Origin of the sequence: Propionibacterium ruminifibrarum (assembly GCF_900289195.1) — a bacterium.
GTDB classification, from domain to species: domain Bacteria; phylum Actinomycetota; class Actinomycetes; order Propionibacteriales; family Propionibacteriaceae; genus Propionibacterium; species Propionibacterium ruminifibrarum.
This window is the reverse complement of sequence record NZ_OMOH01000032.1, coordinates 1-285: the sequence shown is the minus strand read 5'-3', so window position 1 is coordinate 285 and position 285 is coordinate 1. Positions and strand designations below refer to the sequence as shown.

Sequence of the window (285 nt, the reverse complement as noted above, 5' to 3'; positions counted from 1 at the left end):
GCGTGGACGGTTGGTTCGCCGATTGGTGTGGATGCGTTCATCATGATCTCGGCTTATTTGATGACGAGTTCTTTTGTGCGTCGTACTGAGCGGGGTCGGATGCCGTTCTTCGCGGAGCGGTGGGTGAATACGTTCAAGCGGTTGTTGCCGCCGTTGGTGGCGACTGTTCTGGTGACGGTGGCGGTGTCGATGGTGGTGCTGCCGCGCACCAGGTGGGGGGAACTCATCACCCAGGGTATCGCGTCGGTGACGTATTGGCAGAACTGGCGGCTGGCGGTGGTGAGT

General features: G+C 60.4%; 1 protein-coding gene. It reads left to right on the top strand.

Features of this window, described 5'->3' with window-relative positions; translation table 11 throughout:
* Positions 1 to 285 (top strand): hypothetical protein (locus PROPJV5_RS12315; RefSeq protein WP_420812737.1); only part of this gene is annotated, 285 nt, incomplete at both ends.